Origin of the sequence: Leucobacter coleopterorum (assembly GCF_011382985.1) — a bacterium.
GTDB lineage: Bacteria > Actinomycetota > Actinomycetes > Actinomycetales > Microbacteriaceae > Leucobacter > Leucobacter coleopterorum.
Window position 1 is genome coordinate 2268046 of the sequence record NZ_CP049933.1, and the last position, 13424, is coordinate 2281469.

9 protein-coding genes and 1 pseudogene are annotated in these 13424 nt (G+C 62.2%); 4 read left to right on the plus strand and 6 right to left on the minus strand.

What is annotated here, in order from left to right; all coding sequences use genetic code 11:
• Nucleotides 1–2 precede the first annotated feature (2 nt).
• The 4 genes from G7066_RS16270 to G7066_RS10715 all read left to right on the plus strand — a co-directional run bounded on the left by G7066_RS16270 (nucleotide 3) and on the right by G7066_RS10715 (nucleotide 6256).
• The gene (locus tag G7066_RS16270) at nucleotides 3–2063 is read left to right on the plus strand and encodes an alpha/beta hydrolase (protein ID WP_244302924.1); all 2061 of its coding nucleotides are present in this window, start codon (nucleotides 3–5) and stop codon (nucleotides 2061–2063) included.
• A gap of 49 nt (nucleotides 2064–2112) precedes the next feature.
• Nucleotides 2113–3297, plus strand: a complete 1185-nt coding sequence (locus tag G7066_RS10705) for a multidrug effflux MFS transporter (protein WP_166331007.1) — start codon at nucleotides 2113–2115, stop codon at nucleotides 3295–3297.
• Between the two features lie 119 nt (nucleotides 3298–3416).
• Nucleotides 3417–4829: an aldehyde dehydrogenase family protein gene (locus tag G7066_RS10710; protein WP_166331009.1), complete on the plus strand. Its 1413-nt coding sequence runs from the start codon at nucleotides 3417–3419 to the stop codon at nucleotides 4827–4829.
• A gap of 338 nt (nucleotides 4830–5167) precedes the next feature.
• The gene (locus G7066_RS10715) at nucleotides 5168–6256 is read left to right on the plus strand and encodes a type IV toxin-antitoxin system AbiEi family antitoxin domain-containing protein (protein WP_166331011.1); all 1089 of its coding nucleotides are present in this window, start codon (nucleotides 5168–5170) and stop codon (nucleotides 6254–6256) included.
• Between the two features lie 114 nt (nucleotides 6257–6370).
• On the opposite strand, the gene G7066_RS10720 is transcribed toward G7066_RS10715, so the two are convergent.
• The 6 genes and pseudogenes from G7066_RS10720 to G7066_RS10745 form a co-directional block, all read right to left on the minus strand.
• Nucleotides 6371–6799: a DUF1801 domain-containing protein gene (locus tag G7066_RS10720; protein ID WP_166331013.1), complete on the minus strand. Its 429-nt coding sequence runs from the start codon at nucleotides 6797–6799 to the stop codon at nucleotides 6371–6373.
• A complete protein-coding gene (locus G7066_RS10725; protein ID WP_166331015.1) occupies nucleotides 6796–7359 on the minus strand; it encodes an NADPH-dependent FMN reductase in 564 nt (187 codons plus the stop codon). The genes G7066_RS10720 and G7066_RS10725 overlap by 4 nt, the downstream gene beginning before the upstream one ends.
• A gap of 121 nt (nucleotides 7360–7480) precedes the next feature.
• Nucleotides 7481–9703: a DEAD/DEAH box helicase gene (locus G7066_RS10730; protein WP_244303397.1), complete on the minus strand. Its 2223-nt coding sequence runs from the start codon at nucleotides 9701–9703 to the stop codon at nucleotides 7481–7483.
• Nucleotides 9704–9763: 60 nt separating this feature from the next.
• Nucleotides 9764–10597, minus strand: coding sequence for an ABC transporter ATP-binding protein (locus G7066_RS10735; protein ID WP_166331017.1), 834 nt, complete (start codon nucleotides 10595–10597; stop codon nucleotides 9764–9766).
• Nucleotides 10594–12485: pseudogene (locus tag G7066_RS16280) on the minus strand (dipeptide/oligopeptide/nickel ABC transporter permease/ATP-binding protein). Before G7066_RS16280 ends, G7066_RS10735 begins: the two are co-directional and overlap by 4 nt.
• Entirely contained in the window at nucleotides 12482–13423 is a 942-nt protein-coding gene (locus G7066_RS10745) for an ABC transporter permease (RefSeq protein WP_166331019.1), read from the minus strand. The pseudogene G7066_RS16280 and the gene G7066_RS10745 overlap by 4 nt, the downstream one beginning before the upstream one ends.
• Nucleotide 13424: the final 1 nt, after the last annotated feature.

The window sequence follows — 13424 nt, forward strand, 5'->3', positions numbered from 1 at the left end:
CCATGAGCACAACAAACACACCGGTCGCCGCTGGCGCACCGACCGCCCTTGGCACGCCGACTGCCCTTGGCTTCCCGGCAATCACCCCGGTGCCGTTCGACGCGGAGGTCGAGCTCGCGCTCGGGGCCATGCCCCCACAGCCCCCGCTGAGCGAGGAATCCCTGCGGCTCTCCCGCGGCGCTAGCCCCGCCTTCCCCGACAGTGCCGCCGCAGTGGCGGGCCTCCCCATTACCGCAGAAGAACTGGTCATTCCCGGCCCCGACGGTGCCCCGGACCTCGAAATCACGGTGTTCGCACCGCAGGAACGAGCAGCAACCGCACTGCCTCTGCTCGTCAACTTTCACGGTGGTGGCATGATCGTTGGCCACCGCAGCTGGGAACACGGCCGTCTGGTCGACCTCGTTGCGCGACACGGGGTCATCGCGGTCAACGTCGAGTACCGCCTTGCACCCGAGCACCCGTTTCCGGCCGGGATCGAGGACAACTACGAGGCCACATCCTGGGTCGCGGCACACGCGGCGAAACTGGGCGGCGATCCACACCGCATTGTGGTGATGGGTGGCAGCGCGGGCGGCGGGTTCGCGGCCGCTGTTTCGCTCATGGCTCGCGATCGCGGCGGCCCCGCGATTGCCGGGCAGCTGCTGCTCTGCCCCATGCTCGACAACACCAACTCGACCGTGTCATCGCTGCAGTACGACGGCATCGGCACATGGAAGCGCGCAGAGAACCTGCTCGCCTGGCGTTGTGTACTCGGCGAAGAACTCGCGTATTCAGGCAATGCCCCCGCCTACGCAGCACCGTCAAGAACAACGGATCTCTCCGGGCTTCCGCCCGCGTTTATCGAGGTGGGTGCCGCAGAAATGTTCCGCGACGAAGACGTCGACTACGCGAGCCGCATCTGGGCAACGGGCGGCGAAGCCGAACTGCACGTGTGGTCGGGTGGCTGCCACGGTTTCGACATGTACACCCCGAGACCGAGGTCAGCCGCGCGGCGCTTGCCTCACGCGACTCGTGGTTGCGCAGGATCCTCGGTGGTGAGGCGCGTGGCTGACCCCGAGAATGCGCCGTACCGAGCGGCAGAACCCACGACTCGGCCAGCGCCGGTGCCCTACGACCCAGAACTCGCCGAGGGCCTCGCCGCGTTCATGGACCTCGTCGAGCAGACCCCGCTGCGCGCAGACACGATCCTCGAAAATCGCGCCCACTTCGAGACGGTGATTCCGGCGATCGAGGTGCAGGCCGCGGGGCGCGCGGTAACGTGGCAACACCGCGTCATTCCGGGTCCGCCCGGAGCGCCGGAGGTCGCGGTGACGATCGTGCGTCCCGAACACACCTCCGACGGACCCGCCCCGGGTGTGCTCGCGATCCACGGCGGCGGTTACGTGCTCGGCACCCGCTTCTTTGCGACCGGCGAGCTGATCGACCTCGCCGAGCGCTTCGGCACCGTGGGGGTCGCGGTCGAGTATCGGCTTGCACCCGAGCACCCGGCGCCCGCCGCGGCGGAGGACTGCTATGCAGCGCTGCGCTGGATGACCGAGCACGCGCAAGAGCTCGGCATCGACGCCTCGCGGATCGCCGTCACCGGCGCCTCCGCCGGCGGCGGGCTCACCGCAGCCGTCGCGCTGCTCGCCCGCGACCGCGGGGGCCCTGCGATCGCCGGACAACTCATTGGCTGCCCCATGATCGACGACCGCAACAGCACCGTTTCAAGCTGGCAGTACGACGGCCTCGGCGCGTGGGACCGCAATAACAACGATGCGGGCTGGGACGCCGCACTCGGCGAGGATCGCGGCACCGATCGGGTCACCGCTTACCAAGCCCCCGCACGCGCAACTGACCTCGCGGGCCTGCCGCCCGCGTTTATTGAAGTGGGATCGGCAGAGATCTTCCGCGACGAAAGTGTCGCGTACGCGAGCCGCATCTGGGCCGCGGGTGGTGAGGCAGAACTGCACGTTTGGTCGGGTGGCTACCACGGCTTCAGCGGGTTCTCACCCGACGCCATAGTTTCTCGGGCGGCGCTCGAGGCGCGCGACAGCTGGTGGCGACGGATCCTCACTCGATGAGCCGCCGTGGAGCCGGGCCATTCATCCGTTCGTCCCCGGTGGTAAGCCGATGGGCCTGCTCCGCATCACCCTCGTGCTCGGCGCATTGGAAGCCTTCGGTCCACTCTCCATGGACCTCTACATGCCCCAGCTGCCCCAGCTCGCGCGCACCCTCGATACCTCGGACGCACTCGCGCAGGCGACCATGTCGGTGTGTATGATCGGCCTCGGAATTGGGCAACTTATTGCCGGGCCGCTCTCGGACCGCTTCGGGCGAAAACCCCCGCTGGTGACTGGTGTGGTGCTGTTTGCTGTGTTCTCGGCGGTCTGCGCGTTTGCCCCGACGATTGAGGTGTTGCTGATCGCGCGCCTGCTGCAGGGGCTCGCTGGGTCCGCGGGTGTCGTGATCAGCATGGCCGTTGCGCGCGATCTGTTTCACGGGATCGAACTGTCACGTATGCTCTCGCTGCTCGCTCTAGTGACCTCACTCACGCCGATCATTGCCCCGGTGGTCGGCGGGCAGCTTGCGCGCATCATGGACTGGCGCGGTATCTTTTTTGTACTCGCGGGGGTTGGCGTGGTGCTCGTGATCGTGGCGCAGTTCGGTCTCAGCGAGACACTGACTGAGGGGCGGCACTCGGGCAGCGTGCTGGGCACGACGGGTGGTCAGATTGTTGCTGTGATGCGGGATCCTCTGTTCGTTGCGCTCATGATCGCGGCCTGCCTCAGCGGAGTCGCCTTCTTCTCATATTTGTCCATGTCGAGCTTTGTGCTGCAGGGAGAGTTTGGCCTCACACCGCAACTCTTCAGCTTGGTCTTCGCGTTCAACGCGCTGGCACAACTCGGGGGCGCACAAGTGAGTCGACTCTCGGTGGCCCGCCTCGGCACAGTGCGTATGTATCTGAGCGGACAAGTCGCGGGGGCAGTAGCCGCGATTGGGCTGCTCACAGCAACCCTCTTTGGGGCTCCCGGCCCCGTCGTCATCGTGTTGCTCGTTCTGTACCTCGGGGCTGCGGGTCTCGGCGGACCCAACGGCACAACCCTCGCGCTCGGTGGCCACGGGGCACGGGCAGGCACCGCCTCGGCGCTGTTCGGCATGGCGATGTTCACGGCGGGGGCCGTAGCCGCGCCGGTTGTGTCCGCGCTCGCTGGTACGTCTGCGCTTACCATGACGGGCAGTATTGCGACGGGGGCGGTGCTCGCGGCGATCCTCGGCCTCACGGTCGTGCGACGACTTGCGCGCGACGCGGGGTGAGTGTGCAACCGGTGCCAGTGCCGCGAGTGTGCCCGAATCGTCAACCGGGCTTCCGCGCGAGTCAAGCCGTTGTTCTGGGGGCAGCATAGAGTGGATCTATAACTCGAAGTGGAGGATCCATGAATACCTACGAAAGCCTGCTCGCAGCCATCACACCAACCAGCGGTGAAACCCGCGAGGTGTTTGACCCCGCAACCGGTGAGCTGATCGGCACCGCACCCGTTCAAGATGTTGCAGCCCTCGAGGCAACTATCGACAAGGCCGTTGCGGCTCAGGTGTCTTGGGCGGCGCTCAGTGACGACGAGCGCCGCGGGTACCTACACAAGGCCGCCGACGCGATCGAGGCGTCCTCCGAGGCACTCGCTGAACTACTTTCACGTGAGCAGGGCAAACCGCTGAACGGACCAAACGCTCGCTTTGAAGTTGGCGGTTGTGTTGTGTGGACGCGCACCCCGGCAGACACTCCCCTACCCGTTGAGGTGCTCGTTGACGACGACTCCGGCTACGCTGAGATGCACTACCGCCCACTCGGTGTTGTCGGGGCGATCTCGCCTTGGAACTGGCCGATGATGATCTCCATCTGGCAGATCGCACCCGCGCTGCGCATGGGCAACACAGTCGTCATGAAACCCGCTGAGACGACCACGCTTTCCGTCGTAGCACTCATCGCCGTCATGAACCAGGTGCTGCCCGAGGGCGTTTTGAACGTCGTGCCGGGTCCCGGCAGCACAGTGGGCGACGCACTTACTCGCAGCCCGAAGATCAACAAGATTATGTTCACCGGCTCAACCCCGGTCGGCAAGCGCATTATTGAAGCATCCGCAAACAACGTCACGCGGCTCACACTGGAGCTCGGCGGCAACGACGCAGGCATCGTTTTGCCCGATGTGGATCCAAAAGCCATTGCTGAGGACCTGTTCTGGGGTGCGTTCATCAACACGGGCCAAACCTGTGCCGCGCTCAAACGTCTCTACGTGCACGACTCCGTCTACGACGAGGTCGTTGCAGCACTCGCTGATGTCGCTGCGAAGGTTCCCATGGGCGTTGGGCTCGAAGAGCACAACGTGCTCGGGCCGCTGCAAAACCGCGCCCAGTTCGATGTGGTCGATCGGCTCGTTGAGGCCGCCAAGGCGTCGGGCGCGCGCGTTGTGCTCGGCGGCGATCCTGACCGCGCAGCCGTCGGCAACTTCTACCCAACGACTCTTATCGCCGATATCGACCCGCAGAACGAGCTTGTTCTTGAGGAGCAGTTTGGGCCGGCGCTGCCGATTATCCGCTACTCCGACATTGACGAGGCGGTGCGCCTGGCGAATGCGCTTGAGGTTGGCCTCGGGTCGTCGGTGTGGTCGTCGGATCGTGCGAAGGCGCTTGAGGTTGCCGCTCGGTTGCAGGCCGGCACCACGTGGATCAACTCACACGGTGGCCTGCACCCGATGATCCCGTTCGGCGGGGCAAAGCAGTCGGGTTACGGCCGGGAGTTCGGCGTTGAAGGTCTGAAAGCAGTGGCTGAGCCCCACGTCATCAGCGGGTAGGGGCTGGTTTCTGGGCCGGGCTTGGCGCCTGGTCTGGCTTGGTCTGCCCGGGCCGGACTGGGCCTGGCTCGGCCGGGTCCGGTCTGCCTGAGCCCGTCCGGCCCAGCCCGGATGAGCGTCCAGGTTACCGACGAGCGGCCCCCTTACCAACAGGTTTCTAAGGGGGCCGCTCGTCGGTAACCTGGGCGTTCGTGCGTAGTTTTCTGGCCTGGACTCACCACGTTCGAGTAGCTCACAGCGTTGAATACCTCACGGTGCCGAATAGCTCACAGCCTTGAGTTATCCACAGATTTCGTAAACCAGTCACGCTCGGCCTGCAAATCAGCCACGCTGGTGTCATGCCTCAATCCGAGCCCGTCACTCACAGCAAAATTGCCCACCTCAAACGCAGTCTTGTGCGCACACAAGACTTGTTGTGGTCTGGCCTCACCGAGCGAGACATCACACACCATGTGAAAACTGGCGACATCATACGGTTGCGCCGCAGTTGGTACACAGGTCAAGAGACTTGGACTTCAGCTTCAATGGCGAATCAGCACCTACTTGCCATGATCGCTGCCAGCGGCGCGGCGGAGACCACACCAGTTTTTTCGCATCGTTCTGCCGCGACGCTGCACGGTCTACCGGTGTGGTCGGCATGGATGGAGCGCGTTTTTAATAAACCCCCAGACAAACTCACAGACCCAAAGGTTGTGGCGCTCACCAAACCCGCAAGACACGGAACAGTCAGCGGTTTCCTGAGTATCCACCGCGGTGAGCTCGGCCCAGAAGAGGTCGGCAGTGTTGCAGGATTTACGTGCACTTCAGCAGTTCGGACCATCATCGATCTTGCACGAACGGAGCCTTTCGGAATCGCCCTCGCTTGCACAGATTCACTACTAAACAAGCTTTTCAGCACCAACAGGGTCATCGACGAGACATCTTGGCATGAATGGCGCGCCCAGCTCATTGCTTATACGCTCAACCACCCTCGGCGTCGTGGCATGGCAGTCGTGCGTAATCTCGCTATCCTCTCGGATCCGGGCTCGGAGTCTCCCCTAGAAAGCGTGAGCCGACTTCGTATGCACCAGCTGGGCATTCGGGTTGAGCTCCAGACACCGATCCCCGCCGAGAACGGTGGAACCCTGTACCTAGATTTCAAGCTCCCCGATTTCAACGTATTCGGGGAGTGTGATGGAAAGGTGAAGTATTTCAACACAGACATGCTCAATGGCAGGAGCGCAGCAGAGGTGGTTCACGAGGAAAAGCTACGGCACGATTGGATTGAGGGCACCACAAGCATGCGTGGAATTCGCTGGGGAGCGAAGGACCTTACGACCGCAGCGGTATTTGCGAGAAGGCTGCGTGCATTCCGGATCGAAGTGCCAGGCAGACCCACGCTGGAGTTCGGCAAAGACATCGCAACGTTTCTTGGCAGGCTTGCTTGAAAACGCCCCGGCGGTCGCTTCGGCTAACCACGATTGCACCGCTTACCGACGAGTCCACCCCTTACCAACGCGAATATATGTGGGCCGCTCGTCGATTACCTGGCCACTCGTGCGTCAGCCAGTCGCGGCAGGGGCACCCGGCAGGCCGCGCAAGGGTACGAGGCCCTGATTGCGGCGGATGTCGCGGTAGTTCCACTGGATATCGCGAGCCTTCGATAACCATCGCCCCAAAGCAACGAGGTCCACCTGCGAGGGATCCGTGTACCTGGCCTGCGCCGCTTGAAAGCTGCCCTCAACCTCGAGCCCGGCCTCTTCGAAAGCCTGCCCGCTCCAGAACAGCAGCTGCACCGAGACCTTCAGCCGCGAGTATCCCACTACCGGGTTGCCTTCGAAGAACCAGACCGGGTGAGCATGCCACACCTTACGATCCGCATCGGGCAGCTCACGCTCGATCACTTCGAGCAGCACATCGCAGATTGCACGCGCCTCGGAATCAAGCCCGTTTTGATACGCACGAATGTCATCAGGAATTGGGGTTGTCATGACCGCTCCGTCCCTCGAGGATGCTTCTCAACGTGGTCAAAAAACGTTGTCGCCCAATCTCCCAGACGGCGATACAGGTTTGTGTCGCTAACGGCACCTGTTTCTGAGTCAAAGTGTGCCGCGTCAAAGGTGTGGTAGAACTCAGGTTGCCCGAGCGTTGGCATGTCGAGGTAAGCGAGCACTTCGCGCAACTGGTGTTGGGAGAGCGCTGTGCCAAGCCTGCCAGTCGACGCCCCGATAATTCCTACGGGGATTCCAGGAAAGGCATTCTGGCCACCAGGTCGAGATCCCCACTCGAGCGCATTTTTAAGGGCCGCGGGCATCGAGCGGTTGTATTCCGGTGTCGCAATAATCAACCCGTCAACCTCTTTGAGAAGACGCTTGAAATTGATCGCAGATTCCGGAAACCGGCCGTCAAGATCGCGGTTGTACAGAGGCAACTCGTCGATACGAAGTTCGACAAGCTCTGCCCGATTACCAATGACCTCTTGCAGCCCGTGCAGCAATCGCCGATTGATCGATTGAGCCGACAAACTGCCAATGATGAAGCCGATACGCATCCGCCACTCTTTTCTTTGGAGTGTAGGGCATCAAAAACCGCCCCGACCCTGACACAAGCTTCGCGAACACAAAGCAAAATGTCTAGGGGCCGGGGCGGTTGATTCTGCCTAGCAGAGAGAACTACCAGCGTGGCTTACGTGGGCCGCGGTCGTTACCACCGCGGTCATTGCCACCGCCGTCACGAGGGCCACGATTATCGCGATCACCGCGGTAGCCACCGCCGCGGTTGTCACGGTCACCGCGGTAGCTACCTCCGCGGTTGTCGCGGTTGTCTCGATCACCGCGGTAGCCACCGTTATCGCGTGACCCACGGTCATCCCGGTATCCGCCACCACCACGACGGTCGGATCCGCGATCCCCGCGCGATTCCCAGCCCTTGCCGCGAGGGGCAGGGCCGTTATCTGGCTTCAGTTCGATCAGCTTGCCGCTGATGCGAGTCTGCTCAAGAGCAGACAGCGCTGAGGACGACAGCGATGCCGGCAGTTCCACAAGCGAGAAGTCATCGCGCACCTGGATACGACCGAAGTCGTCGCGGGTGAGCCCACCCTCGTTCGCGATCGCACCGATAATCTGGCCGGGGTTGATCTTCTGGCGGTGCCCAACCTCAATGCGGTACATGCGCAGATCGGAACGGCGCTCGCCACGAGGTGCCCGCTCAGGTCGGTCAGAATCGCGGCGGTCGCCACTATCGTCAAGGAACTTCGCAGCCTGCGCACGATCCCGAGCAAACTTACGATCGTCGGCCTCGTCGAGCAGCAGCGGGGTGTCGCCCTGTGCAACCACCGCGAGTGCGGCGGCAACGTCGGCCTCTGGCACATCGTGATTACGCACGTAATGGGCGATGATGTCGCGGAAGCGGTCGATGCGTGAGGTCTCGTCGAGTGCCGCCGTAATAGCGTCATCGAAGCGTGAGAGTCTTGTCGCATTGACCTCTTCGATGCCGGGAAGTGGCATCTGGGTCAGCGGCTGTTTAGTCGCTTTCTCGATCGACTTCAGCATGCGGCGCTCGCGCGGCGTCACAAAACTGACCGCGTCACCGGTGCGGCCAGCACGACCGGTGCGGCCGATGCGGTGCACGTACGATTCGGTGTCGATCGGCAGGTCGTAGTTGATGACGTGGCTGATGCGCTCAACATCAAGTCCACGAGCGGCAACGTCGGTCGCGACGAGGATGTCGAGCTTGCCGTCTTTCAATGCCTGCACGGTGCGCTCGCGCTGGGCCTGCTGCACGTCGCCATTAATCGCGGCGGCGGAGTAGCCACGAGCACGCAGTTTCTCGGCAACCTGCTCGGTGTCGTTACGTGTGCGAGTGAAGACGATAACGCCGTCAAAGTTCTCGACCTCAAGCACACGCGTGAGTGCGTCAAGTTTCTGTGTGTATGACACCACGATGTACCGCTGCGTGATGCTCGCGCTTGTCTGCGTCTTACCAGCGATCTTGATCTCAGCGGGGTCGTCAAGGTACTGCTGTGAAATGCGGCGAATCTGCGCTGGCATCGTCGCTGAGAACAGTGCAACCTGCTTCTCGGTGGGTGTGTCCGCGAGGATCGTCTCCACGTCTTCCGCAAAGCCCATCTTCAGCATCTCATCGGCCTCGTCGAGCACAAGATACTTGATCTGGCGAAGGTCAAGCGAGCCGCGCTTCATGTGGTCCATGATGCGACCCGGTGTGCCGACAATAATGTCGACGCCGCGGCGCAACGCAGAAAGCTGCTGGCCGTACGCTTGGCCGCCATAAACGGGCAGCAGGTGGACCTCTGGCAGGTGCGCAGCGTAGCTTTCGAACGCCTCACACACCTGCAGGGCAAGCTCACGGGTCGGCGCAAGCACAAGCGCCTGCGGGGTTCCCTTACCCGGCTCCATGCGCGACAGAATCGGCAGCGCAAACGCAGCCGTCTTACCGGTTCCGGTCTGCGCGAGGCCAACAACGTCTCGCCCCGAAAGCAGGGTCGGGATCGTTGCCTCTTGAATCGCTGACGGGGTCTCGTAACCAAGCCCCTTTACTGCGCGCAGGATCGGGGCGCTCAGCCCCAGGTCGTCAAACGTAGTTCGCGCGGCCTCGGCGGGTGCCTTCTTCTTTTTTGCCGGAGCCTCAGTTACGGTCTCAGACTCGGCAACGGTCTCAGCTGCAGAGGCATCGTTCGCGGGTGCTTCGTTCGCAGCGGCTTCATTCTCAGTGGCAGGCTCGGCTGCAATTGCGGTTTCGCTTTCCACTGCGGCCTCAGCGGCAGCGGGTGTCTCGGTCGGCTCGGCTACTTCGGTCGGCTCAGGTGTTTCAATTGTCTCGGGCGCCTCGGCAGGCGCAGTCGCCTCAGTAGGCTCGGTGTTCTCAGAAGAGGTCATCATAGTATTCTACCCCGGCCGGGCGCCAGCTCGTGCAGGCAACTACTCCGCTTGAAGCGCTCAGCGCTCGCCGGCCGCCCGCAGCGCGAGCCAGGCCTCACGGCGTTCGGCCTGCAGCACCGGATTCGCCACCGGAGAGGCAGCAAGCAGGCGTTGACTGTACAGGTGCTGTGGATCTCGGGTCACCCGTTCACCATCACCAATTTCCACCAGATCGCCGCGAAACATCACGGCAACCCGGTGGCAGATGCGGCGCACAACACCGAGGTCGTGGGATACAAAGAGGTACGAAACTCCGATGTCGCGCTGCAATTCAATGAGCAGATCGAGCACGGTTGCCTGCGTCGTCAGATCTAGGGCACTCACTGGTTCGTCACAAATAATCAGCCGAGGATTTCGCACGAGCGCTCTGGCTATAGCGATCCGCTGCCGCTGTCCCCCGGAAAACTCACTCGGGTAACGGTCGATCACGCTGCCCGACAGGTTGACCCGCTCGAGCATGTCACCAACAGTTCTTCGGGCTTCTGCGCGACTTGTTCCCGCGGCAGAAAGCGGCTCTGCCAGGATCTCGCCTATCGTCATCATCGGGTTCAGGGATCCGTAAGGATCCTGAAACACCACCTGAATGTCCGCGGCGAGCTGCCGCCTTGCTCGCCCCGAAAGATGCGTAATGTCTTTTCCATCGAAGGTGATGCTGCCGCTGGCCACGGGCACGAGGCCAAGAATCGCCTTGCCAAGAGTGGATTTGCCCGATCCTGACTCACCCACAAGACCGACGCACTCGCCGTCTCCGACTTCGAGCGACACCTCGTGCAACACACGTTTTGTGTTGCGGCGAGATCCGTACTCAACCACCACGTTTTCGGCCCGCAGAAGGGGTGCAAACTGAGTCATGCCTTGACCTCCGTCACGGTTGCGGGACCGCTGTCCAATCGCTGTGCAAAAAGTTCGTCGAGTTCACCGCGACTCTCAACACCGTCAAGGGACGCTGCTATGAGTCCGCGCGTGTAGGGGTTCTCTGCGTGCGCAAAGATCGGTTCGACGTCGTCGATCTCAACAATGGATCCCGAGCGCATCACCACCACACGATCACACACGTCTGCAACCACACCAAAGTTGTGCGTCACGATCACAAGTGACATTTGGTACTCCTGCTGCAACTCACGAAGCAGTTCGAGCACCTCAGCCTGCACAGTAACATCGAGCGCAGTTGTAGGCTCGTCAGCCACGAGCACCGACGGTTTGCCCGCAATCGCTCCCGCTATCAGGACGCGCTGTGCCATGCCCCCGGAAAGTTCGTGCGGGTACGACTTCATGACATGCTCGGGATCCACGATCCCGACCCGCTCAAGCATCGCGAGCGCGCGGTCTCGCGCCCGACGCTTGCTCATGCCGTGCACCGACCGAAGCGGCTCAATCAGCTGAAACCCGATCGTGTATGAGGGTCGAGGTTTGTCATCGGTTCCTGAGGAATGTACCCGATTTCGTGACCAAGTAGTTGCGCGCGGTCGGCGCGCGACAGGGTCGTGACGTCTTCGCCGCCGATCCAAATTGCGTCCGCGGTGTAGTAGCCCGACTTTGGCAGCAGATCCAGCATTGAGAACACGGTCTGTGATTTGCCAGACCCTGACTCCCCCACAATGCCGAGCACCTCGCCCGGGGCAACATCGAGTGTGATTCCGTGCACCACCTCAACCTCACCGCTCGGGGTCTCGTACTTCACACGCAAATTTTCGAGGCGCACAGCTGAGTCGACTGCCGCGATAGACGTCGACCCTGTTCTTGTATGCCGCTCAGCAACCGTTCGCTTCGCAGCATTCTGCGCCGCAATCCTTTTGCGCTCACGGCGGGAGAGCGTGACCGTTTTCACACTGATCACGTCTGCGAGTGTGGATCCCAACACCGCGAGCGCCGCGATCGTAACGCCGAGTGCAACCGAGGGCCAGAGTAAGAGCAGCGGATCCGTGCGCATCACACGGAAGCCCTCGCTCATAGCCGCACCCCAGCCGGGAGTCGTACCGCCCCCTATTCCCAAGAACTGCAAGCCGGCCTGCATGCCCATCGCCATACCCGCGGTGAGTGCGGTTTGAATGACGATCGGCGAAATCACCGCGCGAACAACGTGGCGCGCCACAATGCGTGTGTGCGAGAGACCCGCGACTCGAGCCGCATCGACGTACGCTTCGTGACGCACCGAGAGCACTGTCGACCGAGTCAGACGGAAGTATCCGGGGGCCATGAACACACCGACCGTGATCATGAGCAACGTGAAGTCGTTGCGTGTGCTCGCGGCAACAATGAGCAGAATGATCATGCCGGGAACCGCCTGAAGTGCGTCGCTGACCCAGGTCCCGATTCTGTCGGCTGCACCGCCAAAGTAACCCGCAGTCAACCCGGATGGCACACCCAGCACAACCGCCGTGGCAATTGCGACGACGGCACCCCACAGCGTAGCTTGGGAACCCCAAATGAGTCGGCTGAGCACATCACGCCCCGCGGTGTCACCACCCAGCAAGTGCTCTGGGCTCGGCAGGGCTCGCGTCAGGGAGAGGTCAACGGCGTTTGGGTCGTAAGGAGAAATCCACGGTGCGAACACGGCTACGAGCACAATGAGCAACAGCACTGCACTGGATATTGCCCCGGCTGGGCGTTTCAGGAAGCGCTTCAGTGTTGATTGGCGAGCAGTCCCACGAGAGTCAACGGTGATCACGTCCGTAGCGGTCGCAGCGTCAACGGCTTCAAATGTTTGGCCTGTGACGGAGTCTGTCAGCGGAGCGGTCACTTTACACGCGCCTTAGGGTTGATCCAGCCGAGCAAAATATCGAGCAGGAAGTTCACGATCACAACAAACACAACAGTGATGACCGTGATGCCAAGCAGCATGGGAATATCTCCATTCTGAGAAGATCCCTGGGTGAGCGCACCGATGCCGGGGAGGGCAAATATCTGTTCAACAACAATGGCCCCGGAGAGCAGCCCAACAAACATCAGTGCCAACACCGTGAGTGAGGCCGGTGCTGCGTTGCGCAGCAGATGGACAGTGATCCGCCACTGCGGCAGCCCCCTGCTGCGGAGCGTTCGCACGTAATCTTGCCGGTCCGCCTGAATAATCGCGTTGCGCAGCTGCTCAGCAATCATTACGACTGCCCCAACCGCCAGTGCCACGGCGGGCAACGTGATTGACTGCACCCAACCGCCAAACGACTGCTCCGGGGTTGTGTACCCAACCGCGGGAAACCACTTCAGCTGCACCGCAAACAGCATCACAAGCACCAGCGCAACCCAGAACCCTGGGAGAGCAAACAGCACAACAGCGCCTGCCTTCACGACTCGGTCGATCCAGGTGTTTGGTCGCAGCCCCGCTACCACTCCCAGCACCCCGCCGAGCACCGCCGAAATCAAGATCCCGACGGTGACGACGGAAAGGGTGACCGGAAGCTTCGTAGCGATCTGCTCTGAAACCGGCTGGAAATTGCGCCAGGAGTCGCCGAAGTTCCCCTGCAGCAGCTGCGCAATCCAGTCACCAAACTGCACAATGACGGGTCGCTCCGTGCCAATCTTCTGTGCCAGCGCCGCCTGCGCTTCCGGTGTCGCGGCGCTACCGAGCAGCCCGAGTGTCGGATCGGGGATCGCGGCGTGGGCGAGGAAGAACGTGGCTGTTGCCACGGCGATCAGCAGAATCACCCCCGACAACAATCGTTTGAGCGTGAAGGTCAGCATG